Here is a 25,165-nt window from a genome sequence, read left to right as displayed (position 1 = left end):
ATGGATTGTTAATCGAATTGCGTAACTTAACTACTTGTCCATCACATTTTATCCTATGCGCATCTGCCTTTGGCATATCCTTTTTCTTGTATGTATGCTTTTGCGCTATTCGGCATTAGCCCAGTCTATGTCCGATATCAAGCAATACGGTGACAGCATTTACCAAAAAATTAAGGTACTTCCAGATAACGAAGAGAAAGCATTTGCGCTGTTAGATCTTAGTTTTTTTTGGGGCGATTACGATACGGCACAAGCATTTTTGTATATCGATCAGGCGCAAAAATTGCTTCCGAAAGACAAAGATCAAGCCTTCCAATTAGGAGTGATAGACTTCTATAAAGCGTCTGCTTATTTTGATGCCGACTCAGACAAGGCCAAACAGCTGTATATGGCCGCAGAAAAAAACTTGAATAAGGTCAATAATGAACGAGCAACTCGCTACCGTATCCGCTTGTGGTCTAGCTATGGTGCGTTATTGCAACGGGAAGGACGTGCTCGAGAATACGTTGAAGCGCTGATTCATCGCGTGATTCCAATGGCGACAGCCATTCGTGATACGACATTATTAGGTAGCAATTACCAAAATGTTGCCATGGCCTTGATGAATATGCAGGATTACAAGCAAGCAGATCGCTATTATAAGCGAGCGATTGATCTACTACGTCACGATTCAGCTCTTGATGAACATCGCTTGACGGCTTATGTCAATGCGGCACGCAACGCCATTTTTCAATCTCATCTAGATCAAGCCGAAGTATTATTGCAACAAGCTGCCAAAACGTTGCAATTAATTCCGCATTCGACCTACGGACCAATGTATTACACCGTTTATGGTAGTTATTGGAAGAGAAAAGGACAATATGGTAAAGCTTTTGCTCAATTTGATAAAGGTTTGGCTTCAGCGCGTGCACTGAAAAGCGAATCGCTAGCTGCAACAGTCTTGTTTGATCAGTATGAAGCTTTTCGAGATGCTGGCAAATTGCCAGAAGCCAAACAAGCACTGATGCAGGTACTACCATATGTAGAGAGCACCGCCATTTTGCGAAACAAACAGCGGATCTATTACAATCTGGCCACGATTGAAAGTGATTTGCAGCAGTACGAAGCATCTGCAGCTTGGTACAAAAAGTACGCCGCTGTGGTAGACACTATGTCGATAGATGCGAATGAAACGCGCATCTTGGAATTGGAAAAGAAGTACCAAACAGCAGAGAAAGAACGAGAACTGTTGCTCACACAAGAAAAAAATCAAGCACAGCAAATTACCCTAATTCGCACACGTGGATGGATCGTTAGTTTACTATTTTGTCTGATCTTGTTGGTGATGTTTGTCTTTATCGGATACAGCAGCATGCGTAATCGCAAGCAGCTAAATGCCCAGCAGGAAAAGCTGCAGATCTTTAATGCAATGGCACATGGTGAAGAGCAGGAACGTAGTCGTATTGCACGAGATCTGCACGACGGATTAGGCGGTATCTTAGCAGGGATCAAGCTCAAGCTTTCTGCCATAGTGGCACAAGCAGCAGCAAATGAGAAAACAGCCTATAAAAAACAAGACGATCCTTTGCAGGAATTAATCCATCAGGTCGATTATTCGGTAGACGAGGTACGACGTGTAGCGCGGAATATGATGCCTGAATCTTTGCGCACGATGGGATTGGAAGCAGCGCTCAGTGATTTGTGCCGAAGCATGCAACATGCCGCGCTAAAAGTAGATTTTACGGCCTCCAATTTGTCAGACAATTACGACCAACGATTCCTAACTGGCGTATACCGCATCGCACAAGAACTCTTGACAAACACGGTACGTCATAGTCAGGCTTCGCATGTTTTATTGCAATGCAGCGAAGATGATGGACAATTCTACTTATCCGTTGAAGATAATGGCCGCGGATTTGACAAATCAAAAGTCAGATCCAAAGGAATTGGATTACAAAATATTCAAAACCGAGTAGATATGCTAAACGGTGAAATGGACATTGATACCGCACCAGATCAAGGTGTTTCTATTCACATAACATTCCATACACATGTCTGAAAACATTCAAGTTATCGTAGTAGACGATCATCCTTTAGTCTTGCGCGGATTCGAATACATCTTGGCCGGCGCGATGGAAATACAGTTAAGTCGTTCATTTGAAGATGCCGGCGAAGCCATCGCTTATTTAGAAACCGCAGATGTAGATGTGGTGTTATTAGACATCAATATGCCTAATATGGATGGATTCGAAGCGATACAAATCTTACAAAAACAACATCCCGATATACAGGTTATTGCGATCAGCAATCTCAACGAAGCCAGCGTCGCAACACGTATGCTGCAACATGGCGCGGCTGGATATTTATTGAAAAATGTGTCTGCGGAAGAATTGATTGATGCCATTCAAGCCGTTTGCCGAGGTGAAAAGGTCATTGCACAAGAAATGCAGGAAATGCTTAAGCAAGCCGATCATACCGTGCCGATCGTGACGCGGCGCGAGCAGGAAATCCTTTTATTGCTGGCACAAGGATTGACCACCGGCAATATTGCGGAGAATATGTTCATCAGTCCGCTCACCGTCGAAAGTCACCGTCGCAATCTTTTGCAAAAGTTCAAAGTCAACAATGTCGCATCGCTCATCCATCGGGCTACCGAGATGAAATTTATATAAGCAGCTGCCGTGCTAGGGAAGCAAACAAAACGCAGCCATAGCATGTTGCTTCTTGTACTATGTTGACATTTACCGATAAAGGAATCTATTGCGAGCCAGGCCAATTTTATATCGATCCGTGGAAGCCGGTAGATTATGCCATTATCACGCATGGCCATGCGGATCATGCCAAATGGGGCATGAAAAATTACCTATGTCATCACTTTACTGTTCCCATTTTACAAAGCAGAATAAGTCCTGATATTTCGGTGCAAGGTATTGGATACCATGAAACGATTTCGCGGAATGGTGTCAAGATTTCCTTACATCCCGCAGGGCATATCATTGGATCGGCTCAGATCCGATTAGAATATAAAGGCAAAGTTTCGGTGGTTTCGGGCGATTATAAAATTCAGGAAGACGGTCTTTCTACACCATTTGAATCGGTTAAATGCCATGAATTCGTGACCGAAAGTACTTTCGGCTTGCCGATTTATCGTTGGCAACCCGTTGCGACGCAGAATGAGCAGTTGCAGCAATGGGTACAGCACAATCAAGAACAGCAAAAGACCTCGGTATTTGTCGGATATTCCTTGGGAAAGGCACAGCGCATCATGCAAGCGCTGAAAGATGCTGGACCATTATTTGTGCATTATTCCATTGGAAAATTGAATCGGGCTTTCGAACAGATCGGTGTGGAACTCCCGAAATATGAAATTGTTGATTTGCGGGAAGATGTCAAACATTTGGATCAGGGAATTGTGATCGTGCCGCCCTCGTTATTAGAATCTAAAGTCATCAAGAAAATACCATATATGGCGCACGCCATCTGTTCCGGATGGATGCAAGTACGCGGTGCTAGAAGATGGCGCAGCGCCGACGCGGGTTTTGCAATTAGTGATCATGCGGATTGGGAAGGATTGATCGAAGCCGTAAAAGCCACTGGCGCCGAACAAGTGCATGTGACGCACGGACAGACAGCGGTGTTTGCGAAATATCTCAATGAAATCGGCATCGCAGCTGATGTGGTGCCTACCGAATATGGACAAGAGGAAGAGGAGGAAAGTCCGGAAAAGAAGGAGGCGCAGTCATGAGAGCATTTGCAGACTTAATATTTGCTTTAGATAGTACCAACAAGACGACCGCCAAATTGGATGCTATTCAGCAATTCTTGCGGGATGGCGAGGAAAAAGATAAGTTGTGGTTTTTAGCGTTGTTTACGGGTAAGCGTCCTAAACGCCCTTTGACTACCACTTTGTTGAAGCTATGGGCGATGGAAGTCACACAAATTCCCGAATGGCTATTTTTAGAATCGTACTCGGCCGTGGGCGATCTTGGTGAAACCATTGCGTTGGTATTGCCGCCTCCCACGCAAACCGTGGAGCGTACCCTGTCGGAATGGATGACGGATATTTTACTGTTGAAAGATCAATCCGAAAGCGAAAAGAAAGCCTTTGTATTGCAAGCCTGGGATACCTTGCCCGCGCAAGAACGTTTCATTTTCAATAAGCTGTTGGGCGGAAGCTTCCGGATTGGGGTATCTTCCAAAACGCTCATTAACGCCTTAGCGCGTTTTTATGAAATGGAAGAAAGTGCCGTCGCGCATAGCATTATGGGGCATTGGAATAGGGAAGAAGTCGTATTTGATCTTTTGGTCAAAGGTCATTATAGTGATACAGAATTATCGAAACCATATCCTTTCTGCCTCGCTTACGCATTAGAAAAAGAATTACCTGATTTGGGCTATCGCTCGGACTGGCAAGCAGAATATAAGTGGGATGGCATCCGTGGGCAGTTTATCAAACGCGATGGTGAAGTCTTTATCTGGTCCAGAGGTGAGGAGCTCGTCACCGAGCAATTTCCCGAAATTGCTGAAGCGCTTGCTGAGTGGAATGGGAATTTCGTGATTGATGGGGAGATTCTAGCTGTTCGAGAAGAGCAAGTACTTCCGTTTAGTGAATTGCAGAAACGGCTCAATAGAAAAGTCATCTCCAAAAAAATGCTTTCCGATGTGCCCGTATCCGTATTCCTGTACGATTTGCTAGAATACGATGGGGAAGATTGGCGCGCTCGGCCATTGTCTGAAAGACGAGCACAATTAGAAAAATTAGTAGCACAAAATCCCGAAACTTCCTTACGATTATCGGAAGTAATCGCCAGTCGCGGTTGGGAAGATCTTCCTACGATTCGAGAAGATGCGCGTTCGCGCAATAGTGAAGGGTTGATGCTCAAGCATTTGGCCTCCCCTTATCATAGCGGTCGCAAAAAAGGCGATTGGTGGAAATGGAAAGTGGATCCGCTAACTATTGATGCCGTGTTGATTTATGCACAGAAGGGTAGTGGACGGCGAAGTGCTTATTATACGGATTACACTTTTGCCGTGCGCCGCGACGACGAATTGGTCACCATTGCAAAGGCATATTCGGGTTTGACGGATAAAGAAATACAAGAAGTCAGCCGATTTGTGAACCGCAATGCGACTGAAAAATTTGGTCCGGTACGCACGGTAAAACCCGAATTAGTTTTTGAGATTGCTTTCGAAGGAATCGCCCTGAGTAATCGTCACAAATCGGGTGTAGCGCTACGTTTTCCACGAATTTTGCGCTGGCGCAAAGATAAGACCGTGGCCGACATTGACGATATCGAAGAAGTCAAAAAGCTAATCCCTGCCAGCACCTAATCGCATGAGTATATCCATCAAGAAAAGTAGCCAGACCGATGGCTACGCGATTATCACGCGTTGGATGGCCGAAAAGGGAAACCAACCATTCAGTTTTCAGGATAAAACCTGGGCGGCGTATGCCAGTGGAAAAAGCGGTATGGTAGTCGCCCCAACCGGTTTTGGGAAGACTTTTTCGGTATTTCTAGCCGTGCTGCAAGATTTTATGAATCAGCCTGAAAAATACCGAGTTGGATTAAAGTTGATTTGGGTGACGCCGATTCGCAGTTTGGCCAAAGATCTGGCGCGCGCCATGCAAGAAGCCATCAATGAGATTGGTCTGGATTGGGTGGTGGATGTGCGAAATGGCGATACCGATGTGAAGCGCAAACAGCAGCAAAGCAAGCAAATGCCCGATATATTGCTCGTCACGCCAGAAAGTTTGCATTTGCTGCTGGCACAAAAAGCGAGAGACAAGTTTTTTAAATCATTGCGCTGTGTGGCCATCGATGAGTGGCATGAATTGCTCGGTACGAAACGAGGTGTGATGATAGAATTAGCGCTTGCCTATTTGCGCCATCATTATGGAAAACTTCGAATTTGGGGGATTACGGCTACCATTGGCAATCTAGATCAAGCGCTGGAAGTACTGATTCCTGCGCCACTGAAAGGAGTTAAAATTGTAGCGACCGAAAAGAAAAAAATCGATATTCAACCCGTTTATCCCGAGGAAGTCGAAGTGCTACCCTGGGCTGGGCATATGGGCAGTAAGCTCGTAGAGCAAGTCGTGCCCATCATTCTGGCCAGCAAGTCGACCATCTTATTTACTAATACGCGTGGTCAAAGTGAGATGTGGTATCAGTTGCTTTTGGAAGCGTATCCTGATTTCGCCGGGCAAATAGCATTGCACCACGGCTCCATCGATGGCGCGATTCGCGAATGGATTGAAGATGCATTGAGCGAAGGGAAATTGAAGGCGGTGGTTTCAACGTCGTCGTTGGATTTGGGGGTAGATTTCAAACCCGTAGATACCGTGATACAAATTGGCTCGAGCAAGGGCGTAGCGCGATTTATGCAGCGCGCTGGTCGGAGTGGTCATTCGCCTTTTGAGGTTTCGAAAATATATGTGGTGCCTACGCATTCCTTGGAATTGATCGAAGTCGCGGCTTTGAAAGAAGCGGTGAAGAATAATACCATCGAATCGCGCGATCCGATGGTGCAAACCTTTGATGTGTTGGTACAATTCTTAGTGACGATTGCCTTGGGCGGCGGATTTCGTCCAGCAGAAATGATGGCTACTATGAAAGATACACATGCCTTCTCGTACCTCACGGAAGAAGAGTGGTCGTGGTGTCTGTTTTTCATCACGCGCGGTGGACAAATCGGTGCGAACTACGAAGAGTTTCATAAGGTTGTGGAGAATGATGACGGATTGATGGTGGTGCCCAAACGGCGCATTGCGATGCTGCACCGTATGAATCTGGGCGTGATTGTCAGCGAGGCGATGATGCGTGTACGATTCACTTCCGGCGGTTATGTAGGCATGATTGAGGAATATTTCATTTCAAAATTGAAAGCGGGTGATAAATTCATTTTGGCTGGCCGTGTATTAGAATTAGTCCGCATCAAAGAAATGACTACTTACGTACGATTGTCCTCCGGCAAAGCCATTACGCCGAGCTGGCTGGGCGGTCGATTGCCTTTAAGTTCCAATCTAAGTCATTTCTTACGACAAAAATTAGCACGTTCAGTGCACCCATCTGCCAAAGAACAAGAATTACGCTTCCTGCATCCACTTTTTGCACGACAGCAAAGTTTCTCCCATATTCCGGCCGAAGACGAATTCTTGGTCGAATTGATTGTCACCAAAGAAGGCTATCACTTATTTATGTATCCTTTCGAAGGTCGGTTGATTCACGAAGTGATGGCGGCTTTGATGGCGTATCGCATTAGCCGATTTTCGCCAATCAGCTTTTCGATGGCCATGAATGATTACGGTTTTGAGTTATTCTCCGATACGGAGATCAAGCTGAGTGAGGATCAACTGCAATCGATATTAAGTGCGGAAAATTTGATGGAGGATGTATTATACAGCATTAACTCGACGGAAATGGCCAAGCGCAAGTTTCGGGATATTGCCGTAATTGCTGGCATGGTGGTGCAGACTTTTCCGGGTGCACAGAAAAATAATAAGTCGCTACAATCCTCTTCAGGTATTATTTTTCAGGTATTAGAAGATCATGATCCACAGAATCTACTGCTTCGGCAGGCTTACACCGAAGTGTTCAATCAGCAGTTGGAAGAACCGCGGTTACAAAGCGCGTTCAAACGTATAAATAACAGCAAGATTATCTTTAGATTTGCCACTGGGTTTACGCCGCTCAGTTTTCCGATCAAAGTGGATAGTATGCGGCAATCACTTTCTAGCGAAGATTTGGCGACACGAATTCGTCGGATGCAGGAGAGTGGAAGTCGACCCGGAAAGAGGCGATGAAGAACATACAAGAACAAGAGATTGATTTTGCAGGAGAAACGTTGGTGCTGACGAATCAGCGCGCTCTGTATTGGCCTGCCGAAAACACCATTATCCTTTCGGATCTGCACGTGGGCAAGGCGGCACATTTTCGTAAATCTGGTATTGCGTTGCCACAACAAGTGGCCACACGTGATATGGAACGCTTACAAAAACTGATTAATCATTATCAACCCCATAAAGTATTGATCACTGGCGATTTGCTGCATGCTGGCATGAACTCGGAGGTCGCGCTATTAAAAGATATTATTCAAGAAAACGATACGTGTGAATTCTTATTAGTAAAAGGAAATCATGATCGTCTTTCGGATCGAAAATTCGAAGAATTGGGAATACGCATTTTAGCGGATGGATATGCGATCGGAAATATTCATTTTACGCATGGCGATCGGCAGTTCTCTGCTGGTATGCATAATATCAGTGGTCATTTACACCCAGGTATTCATGTTGCTGTTGGTCGCAAAAGTACCATGCGCTTTCCATGTTTTGTCGTGTCGGAGACGCAATTGATATTACCTGCATTCAGTCTTTTTAGCGGATTAGATACCAGTTGTGTGCCCGAAGGGGCATATTGTTATGCCATCTACGAAGATGGTTTATTTGCTGTGAGTTGTTAATTTAATTATACGATGTTTATCCCATTACTTGTTCTGTCGATTCTTTTGATCGTTTTGAGCACCTTACCCTTTATCCAACATCAACATTGGGTGTTTCGTGTACCGGAATTTATGCGTTTACAATTGCTTTTTTTACAGCTAATTGTATTTCCGCTTACTTTTTTCTACGTGCAGATCAATGGCTGGATGTGGGTATTGCAAGGTGCTCAAGCTGCACTAATCGTTTTTCACTTATATATTTTTGTGCGTTACACCAAGTTTTGGCGAAGCCAACGAAGTAAAGATGTTGATGGCAAAAAGTCAGAACAAGTGCGCGTTATCGCCTGCAATATTTATCAATATAACACCGAATTTCAGCGATTTATTGATCTGATTGAAAAAGAAGATCCCGACGTGTTCGTTACGATGGAGAGTAACGCGGCTTGGGAAGAAGCGATGCGGCCGCTAGAAAAGGCTTATCCGAATTACCAAAAGGTGACTTTAGAGAATACCTATGGGATGCACTTATATACGCGCCTCAATATGCATCGCGTAGAAACGCATTATTTTGTATCCGACGATTTGCCAAGCATAGAAGCAGAGCTCGAAACAGCGGATGGACATCGATTTATATTTTTTGCCGTGCATCCGCCACCGCCAAGTCCCACCGAAGAAGACAATTCCAAAGAGCGAGATGGGGATCTATTGAGTGTCGCGAAAAAAGTCAGAGATTATGAATTGCCTGTTGTTGTTGTAGGAGATTTTAATAACGTGGCATGGGCAAGAGCTTCCATCTTATTCAAAAAAACAAGCGAATTGATTGATGCGCGCATTGGTCGTGGTATTTTGGCTACCTTTCATGCAAAATATTGGTTGTTTCGCGTACCTCTGGATTTGTTGTTCCATTGCACGGCTGTCTTTATCGATAAATTATTTATTTATCCTTCTATAGGTTCAGATCATTTTCCAGTTGGCTGTACATTTCACATCAACCTACACAGCGAGGTACAAGAGGAAGAGGTGAAACAGTTGGAAGAGGATGAGGAGGAAGTCGTAGAAGAACTAATCGAAGAAGGGAAAAAAGAAGAGAGCGATAATCGATAATGGCTCTCTTCTTATTATAAAAAAATCAGCGTTTAAGCGCCTTGCCCTAAGTTTATACTTAGTCCACCGTCTATTGTGATGGTAGATCCGGTTACATAATCACTATCCGCAGAAGCCAGAAAGATAGCCGCAGCTTTGATATCTTTAGTTTCGCCAGCGCGTTTCATCGGAATATGTTGTTCCTTTTCCTTTTTCACCTTTTTGTCATCCATGGCTTCTTGGTTCATACTGGTCAAGATCATTCCTGGTGCGATGTTGTTTACTTGGATTTGCTCTTGTGCCAACTCCAATGCCAAGCTACGGCTGAAATTTTTCAAACCACCTTTAGAAGCATTGTAATCACTATTACCTGCGGTTACCACTTCCTCGTGAATAGAACTCACGTTGATAATCTTTCCACCTTTTTGAGTAGCTTTACGTAGGCGTAAGTATTTTCGTGTACAATAAAATGGACCATACAAATTGGTTTTGATACAGGTATCGAATGTCTCGTTATCCATATCGACTACTTTGATATTGCTACCATTGACGCCAGCATTATTGACCAAAATATCTATCTGGCCATATTCATCAACCACTTTTTCAAATATTTTATTTACACTTTTCTCATCGCTCACATCCAGCTGATATGTGGTATGCACTACGTTTTGGGATGTGAGATATTCAGATGTTTCTTTGGCACTATCCTCGTCCGAATGGTATGTGATGATGACTTTAGCACCTTCTTCTCCTAAAGCTTCTGCAATGGCACGTCCGATACCTGAGTCAGATCCAGTAATGATAGCAACCTTGTTGTCTAGTTTTCCCATTTGTAAAATAATTATTTAGAAAAAAAACAAGTATTCTCACTTTTTGTTTTTCAACTAACAGGCTAAAAAAAATCCCTTGTTGAAAATAAGTTATGCGAAAAAAATCTGGTTATCCCGCTATTGAAGATCATGGCGTTATTGGTAATATGCATACCGCTGCATTGGTAGCATTGGACGGTACCATTGATTTCATGTGTTTTCCGAAATTCGATTCTCCTACCATATTTGGGTCGCTTTTAGATAAGGACAAGGGTGGGTATTTCGGTATCACGCCAGAAATGAAGGATGTTAATGTAAAACAAATCTATATCCCTGGTACAGCGGTATTGATCACCCGTTTCTTTTCGGAAGATGGTATTGTGGAGATTACCGATTACATGCCTGTTATTGAGGATTCCTGCTTCACATTTAATGCGATTGTACGGAAAGTAAAAGCGATTCGAGGGAATATTAAATTCAAGATGCAGTGCAAACCGCGATTTGGCTACGCCAAAGTAAAGCACACCGCAGAGCGGATGGAAGATGGTATTCATTTCAGTACGAAAGATAACGGCCAGTCTACAGTCCGGTTATCTTCTACAGTAGATATGACACTTCGAGAGCACGATGCCTATGCATCTTTCACACTAGAAGAAGGGAAGAAGAGTCTTTTTGTGCTAGAGACAGCCAAAGATGGTGATCTATCCCAGTTTAAAAGTATTGAAGAATATGGAATAGCTAACTATTTTGCGACCATCAAATATTGGCGTGACTGGCTGAAGCAATCGAATTATCAAGGCCGATGGCAAGAGATTATTCATCGATCTGCTATTACCTTAAAATTAATGACATCCATGCAATATGGATCGACAGTAGCCGCGATTACCTTCGGATTGCCCGAAGAAATCGGTGGCGATCGCAATTGGGATTACCGTTTTACATGGATTCGCGATGCCGCATTTTCCATGTATGCATTCTTGAAACTCGGTTTTAAAGATGAGGCAAAGGCATTCTTAGATTGGATTATCACCCAAGATAAAGACCGTGATCTCCATTTGTTGTATCGAGTAGACGGTACATCAGAGATGGAAGAACAGGACTTGACACACTTGGAAGGATACAAACAGAGTAAACCGGTGCGTATTGGTAATGAAGCAAACAATCAATTGCAGTTAGATATTTACGGTGAGTTGCTTGATACGATCTATATCTACAATAAAATGTACAAGCCTATTACCTACGAATTGTGGGAAATCATTGTTAAAGAGATTGCACAAGTGGAGAAGCGCTGGAACGAACCAGATCACGGAATCTGGGAAATTAGGAACGAAAAACATGAGTTTTTGCATAGTCGCCTGATGTGTTGGGTAGCGATCGATCGTGCCATCAAAATTGGGCAAGATCGTTCATTCCCGTACGATGCGGAGAGGTGGCATAATCTGCGCAATGATATATACAAAGATATTTACGAGAATTTCTGGAATGATGACATCAAGGCTTGGGTGCAATACAAGGATGGCAAAAAAACGTCTGATCGAATGGATGCTAGTGCTTTGTTGATGCCGTTGGTGCACTTCATCACGCCAGATGAACCACGATGGGAAGATACGATGAAAGAGTTAGATGAAAAACTACGTATCGACGTTTTAGTTTACCGATATCTAAACGATGAAGGAATTGACGGTCTAGGAGGGGAGGAAGGCACCTTTACCATGTGTTCGTTTTGGTATATTGAAGTTTTGGCAAAAATGGGTAGAGTAGACGAGGCCGTTGAAAATTTTGAAAAAATGCTGAGTTATGGTAACCATTTAGGCCTATTTGCAGAGCAAATCAGCAAAAAAGGAGAACATTTGGGGAATTTTCCACAAGCATTTACCCATCTCGGTCTCATCAGCGCGGCGCTGGAATTGAATAAACAAATTGGAAGGCAAACAGAAAGCCTTAAAAAACCGTCTTAAGGAAGTAAGATAACGTAGCATAATATGATAGAAAAATCTTTAAAAGTGGCGGTCGCGGTGCCATGCCAATTGGGCGAATCACCGGTATGGGACGATCGCCAAGAATGTCTGCATTTTGTAGATATACTATCTGCGGATATTTATTCTTATTATCCAGCCGATAAATCATTGAAAATTACCTCTCTTGATAATCCTGTGGGAGCCATCGCGCCGTGTCAAGATGGTTGCTTTCTTGCAGCCATGTCTACTGGAATTTATCGTATTGCTTTGCCACAAGGCGATGCCAAGTTCTTAGCGCAACCAGAACCACATGCACCCGAAAATCGGTATAATGATGGTAAAGTTGATCCAAGTGGTCGGTTTTGGATTGCCAGTATGCATACTGATGAAAAAGAGCATCGCGGTGCAATGTATGTGCTCTATCCAGATTTGACCTTCAAAAAGGTATTAGATGAAACAACCATATCCAATGGACTGGATTGGGATGAGTCACAAAGAAGATTTTATCATGTAGAGAGCGATAAAGCTAGTATACGGCGATTTACCTATGATAGTATTCAAGTCGGTATCACCGATCTAAAAACAGTAGTAACTTTTGATGAAGATGAAGGAGTGCCTGATGGTATGACTTTGGATAACGAAGGGATGATTTGGGTAGCACATTTTGGTGGTGGCTGTGTGACGCGAAGACACCCAGATACCGGTGAGATCTTGGCGAAAATTGATTTGCCTGTGAAACAAGTCACAAGTTGCGTTTTTGGTGGTAAGCAATACAATGATCTCTACATTACTACCGCGGCGAAAGGTCTTTCTGATGAAGAGCTTACGAATCAGCCGCAAGCTGGCTACACGTTTGTTCTGGAAAATTTACCATATCGAGGTATGAAAGCGAACAAATTTATTCAAATCGCTTAGTCTGACTACCTTATAATCATCTATCGAAAAGAAATTTTTTTAAAACACTAATACTTATTTATGTTAATTAGCAGAAAGATTCCAATGCGGTATATTTTCAACAAAATCCGCTTGGAACTCCTATATGTTATTATTATAGGATCAGTGGTTAAGTACCTAACCATTACATTTATCGATTATATACCGCCAATGCATATCTCTATACCTGCATTTATAGGTACAGCTATTTCTGTTCTATTATCGTTCAACCTCAATCAATCATACGATCGCTGGTGGGAAGCACGTAAAATTTGGGGTGGTATTGTCAATGATAGCCGTAGTTTGGTCTTACAGCTGCAATCGTTTATTTCAGCCGATCAAAAAGAAGTGATTGAACAAATCGCTATGCGACATGTAGCATGGTGTTATAGTTTGGGTCAAAATCTTCGCGGTCAAAACCCAAAAAAACACATCGAAGATCTAATTAGTGAGCAAGATATGCAGGGGCTCGAAGGTCAGTCCAATGTGCCCCTAACACTAATGCAACAAGGCGCATTGCAAGTGGCAGAATTGCGTAAGACAAATGACCTTACCGAATTTAGTCACGTACAGATCAATACCTCGTTCGTGCGGTTTTCAGATCATATGGGAATGGCAGAAAGGATAAATAATACGGTGTTCCCGGTGACCTATAGACTCTTTTTACACTTTATGATTTATGTATTTGTCGTGACTTTGTCCATCTCATTAGGAGAGATTGCCAGCTTATTTGAGTTGCCGTTGTTGGTGGTGAGCTCGAGTTGTTTCTTTTTATTAGAACGTACGGCTACGCACATGCAGGACCCATTTAGCAATCGTGCCCATGATACGCCGATGACGACGATCGCACGCAATATCCATATTAATACGCTCGATCTTTTGGGTAAGGAAAACAAACCAGATCCTATCCAGCCGGAATCGTTTTATGCGCTGTAAGACGATTTCAGCACCCATAAAAAAGTCCATTCTCTGTTAGGAATGGACTTTTTTATGGGTGCTTCTTTTTTCTAGTGCTTTAGCGCAGCCAGGATGTCTTCGTCTGAGGGGAGTGATCTGATTTCCAGATGGTCATCAGCCTTTTTTACATAACCTGCCTTTTCAAAGGCATCTATCCATCCTTGCATTGGCCAAAATTGCCATTTGGAAAAGAAACGATTAGCATTACGACATATACTTTCCAAATGATTCAAGGGCGGTTGATAAGAAGCATGGTACTGGTGAAATGCCAGCGCATCAATTGTTTGCAATGCTATCCCGTTATGCCTTGCCTGAAAGGCAAAATCTGTATCTTCGGCGCCGTAGCCTAAATACTGCATATCAAAACCACCAATTTTACTAAATACGTCTTTTGAACAGCCAAAATTTAGCGACCAAAACAATTCGTATGGATAGTTTTTGATTTCCTGACGCACAGGATCTGGAGCACTAATTTCCTCCAAGCGGTTTGTCCAATTTTCCTTTTCGTCAAAGGCTGCTGGCAGGTAGCGTACACGACCGGTGTATAAAACATCCGAATTACTTTCAAGCTGATTATAATAGGTTTCTAAAAAATATTTGTCGGGTATACAATCAACATCCAAAAATACATTGTAATTCACAGACGATTCTTTCATTGCTAGATTACGCGCAGCTCCTAGATTAAGACCTGTATCGGTCTGCAATACGATACTTCTTATAGAAAATGGATATTTGATATCCAATACCAAAGGTTGTTCGTTCATACATATGATTAGAACCTCATGCGGCCAAATGGATCCCGCAGCGATTCCATTTAGCATATTGACCAAAGCTTTGTCACGCTGATGGACAAGTGTGAGTATCGCGATATTTTCAGTTTTACGAATCATATGCATAAGGTGTTAATGGAATCTTCACTAATTTTTTTCGAAGCTTTTCTAAATGATGCACAATATTCGGGACGGCATCAACATCTGTGACATGCTCGAGTACTGCTTTATCCAATTTATGAGCTTCATCAATTCTATCATTCCAGTCGGTTTGATATATATCTTCTTCCAGTACCGTGATTGCACAACCGGATTGGCTTAGATAATAAGCTTTCCGGAGTTGTTCGTCAAAGGGGCGGCTAGCGGGTATGCAAATGATGGATTTATTTAGATCCACCAGTTCCATGATTGTATTGTGACCTGCATTGCAAATAACTACGTCACAAGAACTTAAAACAGCATTCGGGTGATCCAAAACGCCATGAAAAGTTACACCGTCAATGCTTACATCGGAATCTATCGCTCCAATAATATGCAAATGCATCTCACGGCGTAGATATATGCGTAGATGTCGAATAAAAAACAAATCTATATTCGTTCCGCCTTGCCCCAAAAATACGGCTACATCATTCCCCAACTGATCTTGATGTTTTACATGCGTATAGCGTGAAAAGCCGCCAGCGTACAATGTCTTGTGGTAGGCAGGATTGTCAAACTTCGAATCCAAAAAGGAAGGAAGTGGCGCAATAATTAGTTGCGCACTCTCATAGGCGAGACGATGTGCGATATCATTCCGTATACCATTTTGTCTGATAAGTACGGTGGGTATACCACAAAGCCGAGCTAACAAAGCTACTTCTGCAGAAACATCAATCAATAGGATAGTTTCTGGGTTTCTTCTAAAAAAGTCAATGATTATTGCATTTCTGTGCAGTAAACCTGAAACACGCAATGGCGCGTAATGCAAAAAGGATACGGGATCTAAAATATGGTGGACATCTTCTGCACCAGCTGTATCAATCGGTAGATGCACACAATTTACATTATCCGGTATTAGCTTACAATAAGGTAGTAAGTCACTACCTAAGAAAGTGATGTTCTGATTCGGAAGTCCCTTTGCAATAGCAATAGCACGCATAATGTGCCCCGAACCATGATGATGTACATAATAGCTATACTTATATGGCATGAGGCAAATATTTGGTATCTACTATCTCATGGAATAATGCTTCGTAAGCAGATACCATCTTATCCATACCTAGTTCTTTTTCGGCATAGGATCGACATGCAGATCTGGAGAGTTGACTCGCCTTAACGATACATTCGGCTAACTCATGCGTATTACATGACGCTGTTAGCGATCCAATATCGTCGGTGAGAATATGCGGCAATGCGCCTCGCGCAAATCCTGCAACCGGTGTGCCGCAGGCCAAACTTTCTGCTACGACTAAACCAAAAGGCTCATCCCAACACGGTGTGATAATACTTACCTCTGCTTGACCAATCAGCAGATTGAGCTGGTCGTGTGTACACAAATCTACCCATTCCGCATCTTTGCCCAATAAAGGCGCTACATTCGTATCAAAATAATGACGATCTGCAATTGAACCAGCGATCTTAATAGTTTTGCCTGCTAATCGAGCAGCCTCAATCGCGTAGTGAGTACCCTTATCTGGATGTATTCGACCAAACCAAATAACGTACTCCCGATCATTCTGCGAAGAGAAAGTCCATTTCTTTACATCAATTCCATTATTGATAACATGACATCCGGAGGGCATGTAAGGCTTCCAAGATTGTGCATTGGATTGAGAAACCGACACATAATGCATCTTATTTTTATCTTTTATTTTGCCAATTGCACGCTTCATTTCGAATATTGGCGGCGTGTGCAAAACGGTCACCATCGGCGTATTGATGATCGTCGACATGGTGATCGGAACATAGTTTAGGCTATTATTGAAGATTAAATCAAAGCTCTGATTATCAATGTCCTGCATGAGTTCCAGATAGGCGTGATGCGTGGATATGAAATCTTCTGAAAGCTCATGCGCGCGAAACCGACTGAAAGTCTCTCTATCATAATCCATATCGCTCATAATAGAGTGCAAGGGGAGAGCAGGATCTGAATGTTCACTGGCGAATAAAGTAACATCATGTCCGCGACGCATCAATAATGTAGTAATGTCGTATGTAAATGCTTCTAATCCACCCATAAATGGTTTACGGATAGGATGTTTCAAGTGTGCAATTATTCCAATTTTCATGTGATAGCGTTTTTCGTTTTATACTTACTGTACTGTTGGGGTTGAAATACCTCATCCCGACGTATGGTAGATTTGTAAAAAGCTTATTGTAGTGGATCGACAAGCCGAAAAAGAATAGTCAAAGTAGGTGCCAAGCACATGCTTATAAGAGATACAGGTATTTAGTTTACATAAATCAGGTACTTAGATCAGAAAGCCGTAAATTATCGCGAAACTACTTGCTAGTTTCAGTTCAGTGATTCATTTTTTAATATAGGTACCCCAAATTAACCATTGGTTTTATTTAGATTAGTAGAAATCTGATGTGTAAATGAAAACCAATATCGCAATCCATTTATTATTATTGATCATGACGATGACTGTATCATGCGGTCGGAAAAAAGTCGAATTTGCTACAGATAATATGATGGTACGAATTGCAGAAGTTGAAATAGAACCGAGCCATCTTGAAGCATACAAAGCGATTCTCATTGAAGAAGCTGAAGCTTCCGTACGATTGGAATCTGGTGTAATTACAATTTTCCCTATGTTCGAAAAGGAAAATCCAACTCTAATAAAAATTTTAGAAATCTATGCGAACGAGGAAGCTTACAAAGCGCATTTAAAAACCCCTCACTTTCAGCATTACAAAACTGAAACAGAGAAAATGGTTATCTCCCTAAATTTGTTAGATATGGACGCCATGGATAAAGAAACTATGTCGAACATCTTTAGGAAGTTAGGGCAGTAGATAGCTATAGAATTGTTTATTTTAATATCGTGAGTAAAGGAATTTTGATTCAAAAAACTTCTATCAAGGCACAAAGGTATGTTTGCCTTTCAATAATGCGTTGCGCGTTATTGTTTTTTATAATACTTTTTAGCTCATCTTTCGCTACAGCACAAGAAAAGCGGAATGCATTGAAAATATATCAGTTAAATGATACGATTTCGAATCTATTTACGGATGAAATAGATCGATTAAATATAAAAGGATATCACGGTGATTATCTTATTGTCAATTACAATAAATCTAAAAATCAGATAAAAATGACTGTGCTTGATAAGCATGATTTTGCAGAGGTATTAATACTTTTCGGCGATATAATTATTGGATTAACGCACAGTGAAGGCAGATCATTTGCATTTTTAGGTGATTCGTATATTTTTTTAAAGGAATTGTCTCAATTTCAGAAAATCGATGAATATGAGCTCAGTTACAAAATGGTGAACCAGAAAAAAGCCACGGCATTTAAAAAGCAAGGACTTATTAATTTTCCGACAACACAGGATTCGTATTCGCTTTTTTATCATTTTGACGGTGATAATCTAGTATACCGTAGTGCTGACATGGTATTAGTGTTCGACGATACTTGGCTGTAATGGAAGATCATACAAATATATAATTTTTATTATAATATATATTATGTTAAATAGGTAGTTGAAACAGCGCACCTATTATGTGCTGTCCCAATAAAATAAACGATTTCTAGATTTATGCTACCTGTTCGATTGTGATAGCTCCAACGGTTATATTCGTGCGTGGATCAATAATAATGGCGCGTCCGTTTTCTGGAAAATCTACTTGCAGATCAAATGGAATTTCGTCAGCAGCCTTTATAAAAACTTTACCAATATCATTCAGCTTAATATCTGAACCATAATGTTGCTCTTGAGTATTTACGTCGTATTTGTACAGCACCTCTGGAACTTTAATTTTTACGGTTTTGCTGTGATGTTGTAATAGATATAATTGCGCTGTATCCAGCGGTTTGTTGTCAAACCAACTAATATTGGCTTCAAAACTTCGTTCACTCAGCGTTGGATGTGCGGCGCTAACAATCGTATCACCACGAGAAATATCGACATCGGTACTTAAATGTACAATAACAGATTGCCCGTCTTCCGCTTCGGTAAAAGCTTGCTGATTGATTTCGATGCGTTCCACTGTGCTTTGTACGCCGCTTGGTAAGATGATGACTTCTTCACCAACGCGCAATCCTGATCCTAAAACTCGGCCTGCATAACCTCGGTAATCGTGTAAATCCTCCGTTTGAGGCCGAACGACCCATTGTACTGGAAAACGCCATCCTTTAGACAGTTTTGCTTGTGGAAATTCTACCTTTTCAAGATAATCTAGCAACGCTTCGCCTTCAAACCAAGTCATACGCTCCGATTTGTGTACGATATTGTCGCCCTTCAAGGCAGAAACTGGAATATAATCCACGTTTTCTAAGCCTAATCTAACCGCTAATTGCTCGTAATCTGCTTTTATGCTCGCGAAAACCTGTTGATCGTAGTCGACCATGTCCATTTTATTGACACACACTAGCACTTTTTTCATCGACAACAATTTCGCCAAGAAAGAATGTCTTTTGGTTTGTTCAATGACACCTTTGCGTGCGTCTACTAAGATCACGATGAGATCAGAATTTGACGTACCAGTCACCATATTACGGGTATATTGTATATGACCAGGAGCATCTGCAATGATGAATTTTCGGCGCTCCGTTTGGAAATATTTATAAGCTACATCGATGGTAATGCCTTGCTCCCGTTCTGCTTTCAAGCCGTCGGTCAAGATCGCCAAATCCACGGTACCATCGTTATTTTTCCGATTCGCTTTTTTAATCGCTTCTAACTGATCGTCGAGTACGGAATTGGTATCGTATAACAAGCGACCAATCAACGTGCTTTTTCCATCATCTACCGAACCTGCTGTTATAAACTTTAATATATCCATTATTGTTAGTACTGAGTATTGCGTAATGCGTATTGCGTTGGTTGATTATCTCTACACGGGCGATTTACTACGCGTACGAATTAAAAATATCCTTGTTTTTTACGCTCTTCCATGGCCGCTTCCGACACTTTATCGTCTATGCGAGCGCCACGTTCACTGATTGTCGAAGAGCGAATTTCTGCTATAATATCTTCTAATTCGACCGCTTCTGAATCTACCGCTGCTGTACAGGTCATATCCCCTACTGTTCTGAAACGCACGGATTTATGATCTACGATATCGGTTTCATCAATTTGCAAAAATGGAGCTGCGGCCATCCATTGTCCATTGCGTAATACGACATCACGCTGATGGCTAAAATAGATCGATGGCAAAGCAATATTTTCCCGTTTAATATAGTTCCATACGTCCAACTCTGTCCAGTTAGATATCGGGAATACGCGTACATTTTCTCCTTTATTGATCTTGCCGTTTAGGATATTCCATAATTCAGGACGTTGACGCTTTGGATCCCATTGGCCGAACTCATCACGCACGGAAAATATACGCTCTTTGGCGCGTGCTTTCTCTTCATCACGGCGTGCACCACCAATACAAGCATCAAAACCATATTTTTCAATCGTATCTAATAGAGTGACGGTTTGTAACGCGTTTCTACTCGCATTCTTGCCGGTTTGTTCGACTACTTTTCCTTGGTCGATGCTATCCTGCACATAACCAACGATCAATTGTTCGCCCAACTCTGCGACAAGTTGATCGCGAAAACTGATGGTTTCTGGAAAATTATGCCCGGTATCAATATGCACTAATGGAAATGGAAATTTTCCTGGTCTAAAAGCTTTCTTCGCTAAATGAACCAGTGTGATCGAATCTTTTCCACCAGAAAATAACAAGGCAGGATTCTCAAACTGACCAGCTACCTCACGCAATATATAAATGGCCTCCGCCTCTAAATGATCTAAATAATCCATTCGTTTTTCTTATTTACTCGTAGCATGTAAACCACATTCTTTTTTACTCTGATCTTCCCACCACCATCGTCCTGCTCTAAAATCCTGACCTGGCGCGACCGCTCTGGTACAAGGCTGGCAACCGATGCTAGGGAATCCTTTGTCGTGCAAGGGATTGTACGGCACAAAATTCTTCTTCAAGAAGGATTCCACCTCTTCCAATGTCCAGTGAAATAGCGGATGAATCTTAATCATCTGATTCGCTTCGTCCCACTCCACTTGTTCCATGTCGTGCCGGTTGGCCGACTGATCGGCTCGGATTCCAGTAATCCATATTTTATAACCTTGTATTGCGCGTTGCAAAGGTTCGATCTTGCGTATGTAGCAGCATTCCTTGCGATTTTCGACGCTTTCGTAAAAACTGGAAGGTCCTTTCAATGCCACCATCTGTTCTACTTCTTGTGTTTGTGGATAGTATGGACGGATCGGAAAACCATAGGTTTCCAGTGTCCTATTCCACACGTAATAGGTTTCTGGAAAAAGCCGACCGGTGTCCAAAGTAAACATATTAATCTGGCTTTGCACCTCGTATAACAAATGTGTCAGCACTTGATCTTCTATCCCAAATGAGGTCGAGAAAATAGTTTCTGCCGTATGATGCTGCTGCAGATACGCCAGTATTTCTTTGGCATCCAACCCCGCAATATCTCTTCTAATGTCTGCTATCATTTGTCCAACAACTCCTTTGTATGTGCGTTAAGCACGGTTATTTTTCGCTGTAAATCACCTTTCAGTCCATTGCGCATCTCTTGCATCAGTGCCAGCGTCTCATCGATCTCTTCTGGGATGAGCTCTTGCAAGAGCTCTTTAACCCGTTTGGCGATTGTTGGTGATTTTCCATTGGTCGATATACCAATTTTTAAATCACCTTTTTGCACGATAGATCCCAAATAGAAATCGCACAAGCTCGGCTTGTCCGCCACATTCAATAGAATATGCTTCTTCGTAGCGAGTTCGCGCACCCAGTTATTCAAAGATTCGTTGTCCGTCGCCAATATGGCCACATCAATATTTTCTAAATCAGCCTCTTCAAATGATCTTTCCGCTACGGTTACCGTGGTAAGATCACGCACAAATTCTTTAAACTCTGCACTAACCACTTCGGCCACTACGCGTACCTTTGCTTCTGGCGAATTATTGAAAATTGCCTGCAACTTTTCCAAACCTACTGGCCCAGCGCCAACCACCAGCGTTTGAATCTGGTGCATCTTTACGTAGATTGGGAATAAGGTATTCATGATGAAAGTACCGTTGTTTTTAAGCTTTCCATTACCTGAGCAAATTCTCGGTGCTTTGCCACGACTTCGCCTAAGACTATGATAGCCGGTGCACCAATTCCTGCTGACTGGACTTGTCCTACAATCGTATCCACAGTTCCTAGTACGATGCGTTCTTCTTGCGTAGAGCCATTTTGTATCACGGCAATAGGCAATTCATTCTTACCTTCTTGTTGATATTGCGCTACGATCTGCGATAGTTTTGCAAATCCCATCAACACCACCACCGTGGCAGTACTTTTTACGGCTAATTGTAGATCGTTGGACAATTGTGTTTCGGAGGTAGATCCTGTAATCACCCAAAAGCTTTCTGCAATATTGCGATAGGTTAATGGAATCTGTTGAAGACCCGTTAAGGATATGGATGACGATATGCCCGGTACTACAGCCGTTTCAATATTGTGCGCATGCGCATAATCCAATTCTTCTCCACCTCTACCAAATACAAATGGATCGCCACCTTTGAGGCGTACCACATAACCGTAGTTCATGGCATAGTCGACCAATAATTTATTGATCTCGTCTTGCGAAGTAGACAACCTTTCGGCACGTTTCCCTACATATACTTTCACACAGTCGGGCTTCGCATACTCTAATAGCTCGTCATTGACCAAGGCATCGTACAAGATCACATCCGCTTCGCGAATGGCTTTAATGCCCTTTAAAGTGATCAGTTCAGCATCTCCAGGTCCTGCTCCTACCAGTGTGATAAATGGTTTTATTTCTTTCATCCGATTCTCTTACTCGTCCTGTTTTTCAATTAGGAATTTACGACACGAAGCTCTTCTCTTCTTTCTACACCTTCCAGATAAAAGGCTGTCGCTTGTGTCAAATACGCTTCCGCAAATTCTTTAGAAGGCTCATATTTGTTGATTTGCAGTACTCTTTCTGTAAATGAGTTCGGGAATGAGAATAATTCTTCCTCTACAAATCTTGTTTCAAATTCTGCAATTACTTGCGATTGGGTGCTGGCGTTTACTCCTTTGTCCAGTAATAAGGCTTTAGCCGTATTGACGAATGAGCTATAACTATGGTAGATCGCATCTGCATATTGTCCTTTTTCCAAAGCCTGTCTGGCCCAATCAATTTTCTCTTCAGATTCAAATAACAAGGTCGCCACCAAATCAATCACGACGCCAGCACATTCGCCCACACCAATGGCCGTAGAGAAAGTACCTTCGTGCCCCCAATCTACAAATTCATCATCCGTAAGCGTGGTCAAATCAGCCAATGGTTTCAACAAGCGATAGAAGTAATCTTTAGTCTGCCGCTCGTAATACGCGTGGAATTTCTCTTCCGCTTCACGGTTGTTTTTATAATCAATTAATAACACGTCGACGACTTGCAATACGCGCTTCGTCGGAACTTTAATCACGCGCTCTGCCACACGACCCAATCCGTCGCCCAATGTACCGCCACCCAGCATCACTTGCGCTGCCGGAACAACTTTGCCATCTGCTTTAACGGAGCTACCGTGGAAACCGATATGTGCTAATCCATGCTGTCCACAAGAATTCATACAGCCAGAAATCTTGATTTTCAACTGCTTTTCATGGACAAAATCCGCGTGAAACTCATGGATATATTGCTCAATAACACGCGCCATTTCCGTAGAATTGGAAATACCTAGATTACAGGTGTCCGTACCCGGACAGGTTGTCACATCGGATGTGCTATCATGACCGGCACGCGCATAACCCAAATCATACAAAACATTATAAATATGTGGAAGCGATTCTTCGCGCACGTATTTGAATAATAAGTTTTGATCCTGCGTGATGCGAATATCATCTGCGATATGATCTTTAATACCGTCCACCAAGATTCGTGCTTTGTCGGTCGGAATATCGCCTGTAAGTACCTTCACATATACGCCGAAATAACCTTCTTGCTTTTGCGCAAAGACATTTGTCTGTTTCCAGATTTCGTAGGCCAATGCATCTGCTGGCGTAACTGGCTCGACCGAGGCTGTTGGCGGCTCAGGCTGCGCAATAGCATCCAGATCGATTTCAAATTTTTTAGATTTTATCGCAGTCTTCTCGTCTTCTATCAAGCTCAAGACTTCGTCCAATCCTAATTTCTGGATCAAGTACTTGAATCGCGCTTTGTTACGGTTGTTGCGCTCACCATGTCTGTCAAATACACGAAGCGTAGCTTCCATGTAAGGAATGATCTCATCGGATGGCAAAAAGTCGAAAATCGCATGTGCTAAAATAGGTTGAGCACCCAATCCGCCACCCATCATGACCTTAAAACCTCGCACTTCTTGACCATCAATTATTTTAACCTTCGGTATAAAACCAAAGTCGTGGATATAGGAAAAAGCCGTATCATCATCGCTAGACGAGAAAGCGATCTTAATCTTCCGCCCCATCTCGGCACATATAGGATTGCGCAAGAAATACAAAAAGGTCGCATGTGCATACGGCGATACATCAAAAGGCTCTTTGGGATCAATTCCGGCGGTAGCCGATGCGGTAACATTCCGTACGGTGTTTCCACAAGCTTCACGAAGTGTAATATCGTCTTCGGCAAGTTTCGTCCATAGTTCCGGTGTTTTATCTAAACTTACATAATGGATTTGTATATCTTGCCGTGTCGTGAGATGCAGATTCTTACTGGCATACTCGTCAGACACGTCTGCTATTTTTAACAATTGCTGAAAAGTCAGCCGGCCAAAAGGTAACTTAATGCGCACCATCTGCACTCCGGCTTGTCGTTGCCCATACACGCCACGCGCCAGTCGCAAAGAGCGAAACTTCTCCTCAGGAATAGTTCCAGCATGAAAATCACGGATCTTTTGCGCTAACGCAATGATCTCTTGCTCAACGACCGGATTCTCCAGTTCTGTTCGAAAACTTTGCATAATCTCTTCTAAATTTCAGTACGTTATCTCTACAGTCATATAAGTATTACAACTGCCGTAATACAAATCTAAAAAAAATATAGACAAAACCCATA

22 protein-coding genes are annotated in these 25,165 nt (G+C 42.5%); 12 read left to right on the top strand and 10 right to left on the bottom strand.

The window, feature by feature from the left end:
• Window positions 1-127: 127 nt before the first annotated feature.
• From DC487_RS10390 to DC487_RS10360, 7 genes are all read left to right on the top strand, one after another.
• Window positions 128-2,038 (top strand): tetratricopeptide repeat-containing sensor histidine kinase, encoded by a 1,911-nt coding sequence (locus DC487_RS10390; protein WP_165799071.1) that lies wholly within the window; start codon window positions 128-130, stop codon window positions 2,036-2,038.
• A complete protein-coding gene (locus DC487_RS10385; protein ID WP_116775904.1) occupies window positions 2,031-2,651 on the top strand; it encodes a response regulator in 621 nt (206 codons plus the stop codon). Before DC487_RS10390 ends, DC487_RS10385 begins: the two co-directional genes overlap by 8 nt.
• Window positions 2,652-2,710: 59 nt before the next feature.
• Window positions 2,711-3,724, top strand: a complete 1,014-nt coding sequence (locus DC487_RS10380) for a ligase-associated DNA damage response exonuclease (RefSeq protein WP_116775903.1) — start codon at window positions 2,711-2,713, stop codon at window positions 3,722-3,724.
• Complete coding sequence (locus tag DC487_RS10375; RefSeq protein WP_116775902.1) at window positions 3,721-5,310, top strand: ATP-dependent DNA ligase; 1,590 nt, start codon at window positions 3,721-3,723, stop codon at window positions 5,308-5,310. The genes DC487_RS10380 and DC487_RS10375 overlap by 4 nt, the downstream gene beginning before the upstream one ends.
• 4 nt (window positions 5,311-5,314) lie before the next feature.
• Window positions 5,315-7,783, top strand: a complete 2,469-nt coding sequence (locus tag DC487_RS10370) for a ligase-associated DNA damage response DEXH box helicase (protein ID WP_207774367.1) — start codon at window positions 5,315-5,317, stop codon at window positions 7,781-7,783.
• The gene (pdeM, locus tag DC487_RS10365) at window positions 7,780-8,439 is read left to right on the top strand and encodes a ligase-associated DNA damage response endonuclease PdeM (RefSeq protein WP_116775901.1); all 660 of its coding nucleotides are present in this window, start codon (window positions 7,780-7,782) and stop codon (window positions 8,437-8,439) included. Before DC487_RS10370 ends, pdeM begins: the two co-directional genes overlap by 4 nt.
• 111 nt (window positions 8,440-8,550) lie before the next feature.
• Complete coding sequence (locus DC487_RS10360) at window positions 8,551-9,522, top strand: endonuclease/exonuclease/phosphatase family protein (protein ID WP_207774364.1); 972 nt, start codon at window positions 8,551-8,553, stop codon at window positions 9,520-9,522.
• Window positions 9,523-9,554: 32 nt separating this feature from the next.
• Here DC487_RS10360 and DC487_RS10355 read toward each other — a convergent pair whose 3' ends face one another.
• Window positions 9,555-10,331: an SDR family NAD(P)-dependent oxidoreductase gene (locus tag DC487_RS10355; protein WP_116775899.1), complete on the bottom strand. Its 777-nt coding sequence runs from the start codon at window positions 10,329-10,331 to the stop codon at window positions 9,555-9,557.
• Between the two features lie 92 nt (window positions 10,332-10,423).
• Here DC487_RS10355 and DC487_RS10350 point away from each other — a divergent pair, with 92 nt between their 5' ends.
• Genes DC487_RS10350 through DC487_RS10340 form a run of 3 tightly spaced genes read left to right on the top strand, consistent with a single transcriptional unit; the run spans window position 10,424 to window position 14,137 of the window.
• Window positions 10,424-12,268 (top strand): glycoside hydrolase family 15 protein, encoded by a 1,845-nt coding sequence (locus tag DC487_RS10350; RefSeq protein ID WP_116775898.1) that lies wholly within the window; start codon window positions 10,424-10,426, stop codon window positions 12,266-12,268.
• A gap of 24 nt (window positions 12,269-12,292) precedes the next feature.
• Window positions 12,293-13,183, top strand: a complete 891-nt coding sequence (locus DC487_RS10345; protein ID WP_116775897.1) for an SMP-30/gluconolactonase/LRE family protein — start codon at window positions 12,293-12,295, stop codon at window positions 13,181-13,183.
• A gap of 60 nt (window positions 13,184-13,243) precedes the next feature.
• Window positions 13,244-14,137, top strand: coding sequence for a bestrophin family protein (locus DC487_RS10340; protein ID WP_116775896.1), 894 nt, complete (start codon window positions 13,244-13,246; stop codon window positions 14,135-14,137).
• 71 nt (window positions 14,138-14,208) lie between these two features.
• Here DC487_RS10340 and DC487_RS10335 read toward each other — a convergent pair whose 3' ends face one another.
• From DC487_RS10335 to DC487_RS10325, 3 genes are read right to left on the bottom strand one after another with little or no spacing between them, the layout of a single operon-like run.
• Window positions 14,209-15,048 (bottom strand): glycosyltransferase family 2 protein, encoded by an 840-nt coding sequence (locus DC487_RS10335; protein ID WP_165799070.1) that lies wholly within the window; start codon window positions 15,046-15,048, stop codon window positions 14,209-14,211.
• Window positions 15,038-16,117: a glycosyltransferase gene (locus DC487_RS10330; RefSeq protein ID WP_116775894.1), complete on the bottom strand. Its 1,080-nt coding sequence runs from the start codon at window positions 16,115-16,117 to the stop codon at window positions 15,038-15,040. The genes DC487_RS10335 and DC487_RS10330 overlap by 11 nt, the downstream gene beginning before the upstream one ends.
• Window positions 16,107-17,195 carry a glycosyltransferase family 4 protein gene (locus tag DC487_RS10325; protein ID WP_116775893.1) on the bottom strand — a complete coding sequence of 363 codons (1,089 nt, stop codon included), beginning with the start codon at window positions 17,193-17,195 and terminating at the stop codon, window positions 16,107-16,109. Before DC487_RS10325 ends, DC487_RS10330 begins: the two co-directional genes overlap by 11 nt.
• Window positions 17,196-17,505: 310 nt before the next feature.
• Between DC487_RS10325 and DC487_RS10320 the strand changes: the two genes are divergently transcribed.
• Both DC487_RS10320 and DC487_RS10315 read left to right on the top strand, forming a co-directional pair.
• A complete protein-coding gene (locus DC487_RS10320; protein WP_116775892.1) occupies window positions 17,506-17,925 on the top strand; it encodes a putative quinol monooxygenase in 420 nt (139 codons plus the stop codon).
• A 29-nt stretch (window positions 17,926-17,954) separates the two neighbouring features.
• A complete protein-coding gene (locus DC487_RS10315; RefSeq protein ID WP_133228501.1) occupies window positions 17,955-18,557 on the top strand; it encodes a hypothetical protein in 603 nt (200 codons plus the stop codon).
• Between the two features lie 112 nt (window positions 18,558-18,669).
• Here the strand turns inward: DC487_RS10315 and DC487_RS10310 are convergent, their stop codons facing one another.
• From DC487_RS10310 to DC487_RS10285, 6 genes are all read right to left on the bottom strand, one after another.
• The gene (locus DC487_RS10310) at window positions 18,670-19,917 is read right to left on the bottom strand and encodes a sulfate adenylyltransferase subunit 1 (protein ID WP_116775890.1); all 1,248 of its coding nucleotides are present in this window, start codon (window positions 19,915-19,917) and stop codon (window positions 18,670-18,672) included.
• Between the two features lie 80 nt (window positions 19,918-19,997).
• Window positions 19,998-20,888 (bottom strand): sulfate adenylyltransferase subunit CysD, encoded by an 891-nt coding sequence (cysD, locus tag DC487_RS10305; RefSeq protein ID WP_116775889.1) that lies wholly within the window; start codon window positions 20,886-20,888, stop codon window positions 19,998-20,000.
• 9 nt (window positions 20,889-20,897) lie between these two features.
• Window positions 20,898-21,596 (bottom strand): phosphoadenylyl-sulfate reductase, encoded by a 699-nt coding sequence (locus DC487_RS10300; protein ID WP_116775888.1) that lies wholly within the window; start codon window positions 21,594-21,596, stop codon window positions 20,898-20,900.
• On the bottom strand, window positions 21,593-22,165 hold the full coding sequence (locus DC487_RS10295; RefSeq protein ID WP_116775887.1) for a precorrin-2 dehydrogenase/sirohydrochlorin ferrochelatase family protein: 573 nt from the start codon (window positions 22,163-22,165) through the stop codon (window positions 21,593-21,595). The genes DC487_RS10300 and DC487_RS10295 overlap by 4 nt, the downstream gene beginning before the upstream one ends.
• The gene (cobA, locus tag DC487_RS10290; protein WP_116775886.1) at window positions 22,162-22,935 is read right to left on the bottom strand and encodes a uroporphyrinogen-III C-methyltransferase; all 774 of its coding nucleotides are present in this window, start codon (window positions 22,933-22,935) and stop codon (window positions 22,162-22,164) included. The genes DC487_RS10295 and cobA overlap by 4 nt, the downstream gene beginning before the upstream one ends.
• A gap of 29 nt (window positions 22,936-22,964) precedes the next feature.
• The gene (locus tag DC487_RS10285; protein WP_116775885.1) at window positions 22,965-25,070 is read right to left on the bottom strand and encodes a HEPN domain-containing protein; all 2,106 of its coding nucleotides are present in this window, start codon (window positions 25,068-25,070) and stop codon (window positions 22,965-22,967) included.
• Between the last annotated feature and the right edge of the window lie 95 nt (window positions 25,071-25,165).

Origin of the sequence: Sphingobacterium corticibacter, assembly GCF_003076635.1 — a bacterium.
Lineage (GTDB): Bacteria > Bacteroidota > Bacteroidia > Sphingobacteriales > Sphingobacteriaceae > Sphingobacterium > Sphingobacterium corticibacter.
The sequence above is the reverse complement of the archived record's forward strand: the minus strand, read 5'-3'. Positions and strand labels throughout refer to the sequence as shown.